The organism is Vibrio sp. D173a (assembly GCF_030248475.1).
Genome location: NZ_JAHGAH010000499.1, coordinates 1 through 1,079 on the forward strand (window position 1 = coordinate 1; position 1,079 = coordinate 1,079).

1 protein-coding gene and 1 pseudogene are annotated in these 1,079 nt (G+C 38.6%); both read right to left on the reverse strand.

Going from position 1 to position 1,079, the window contains the following annotated elements; translation table 11 throughout:
• Window positions 1–203: 203 nt before the first annotated feature.
• Window positions 204–476 (reverse strand): hypothetical protein, encoded by a 273-nt coding sequence (locus KIV40_RS27075; RefSeq protein WP_285352272.1) that lies wholly within the window; start codon window positions 474–476, stop codon window positions 204–206.
• Between the two features lie 151 nt (window positions 477–627).
• A pseudogene (locus tag KIV40_RS27080) lies at window positions 628–1,079 on the reverse strand (restriction endonuclease); the annotation flags it as partial.

Consider the following 1,079-nt stretch of genomic DNA (forward strand, 5'->3'; position numbering starts at 1 on the left):
GTGACGCTATTTAATACCGCGTTTCGAACATATTGGGCATGGTTGGCTAAAAGTCCCTTACTATTAGCAAGTTAGAAAATTACATAATTACAATGGAACCTTTTAATTCTAACTAATAACGATATCTCTTTTCACTTTTGAAACTAGATATAGCAGCCCTTGAAATTCAAGCTTTCATGCGAAACAGCAAAATGACCTATTGCTCAAAGATCAGACTTCAAATAGCTCCTCGCTACCAACTGACTACTTTCTGGAGAGTAAAAATCATAGGCATCTTGCTCAAAACTTACTTTCATGTTCGCTATTTGGTTCTGATTTGTTGGGTTGGTTGAGTGATATGCCACCTCGGCCCCTGAAAAGAGGTCCTTTATGATAACAACATAGTCACCGGCATTAATTGGAGGGTACTCATCATTATAGGCTGCATGTAACTCAAACTCTCTACCTTCAACTGAACAGATTTCTTTCTTAGACATATTTAATATCACCATTAAAAAACATTACCACTAACTATCTTTTGAACATAACCCAAGCTTATAACTTACTGAACCTAGCACGTTAACGTAGGTTAAAACACATAGTTACCCTAGCTGCACTAACTTGAGCTCATACATGAAACTCATGACCTTAAAGTACGTTTACAAACCAATCATTTGATTGGCCATCTGGCATTAACAATTTGCTCTGCATTGAATCGTTAATACTAAAAGGTACAACCCAAAGTTTATGCCCGTCATCCAAATCAAATGGCTCTAGTAGGGGCTTATCAAAATTATCTTGATATGGGTAAATCAAGATAACATCGTTACCCTCATCAGGTTGGTTGAGGTACTTCTTAGCATAAGCAAACATCTGATAGATGTCAGACTGAGAAATATCGGCATTGAAAGCATCAACGTCGAGCAGCTTCCATTTCGTGTCCATGACGACTTTGTTTAGCTCGCCTAGCCTGATCATCAAATCAGGCCTTAATGCAAAGCGGCCACGATTTTGATATTTCGCTAAGTGTTTACCTTTCACCTGAGTGTGGAGTGAATATTCCGGGTTCGTTCCCTTCAGGTACTCTTTTAACACCTTGG

Excerpts from the sequence above, each read along its gene's own strand:
- KIV40_RS27075 (WP_285352272.1), bottom strand. The coding sequence starts at position 476 with ATGTCTAAGAAAGAAATCTGTTCAGTTGAAGGTAGAGAGTTTGAGTTA.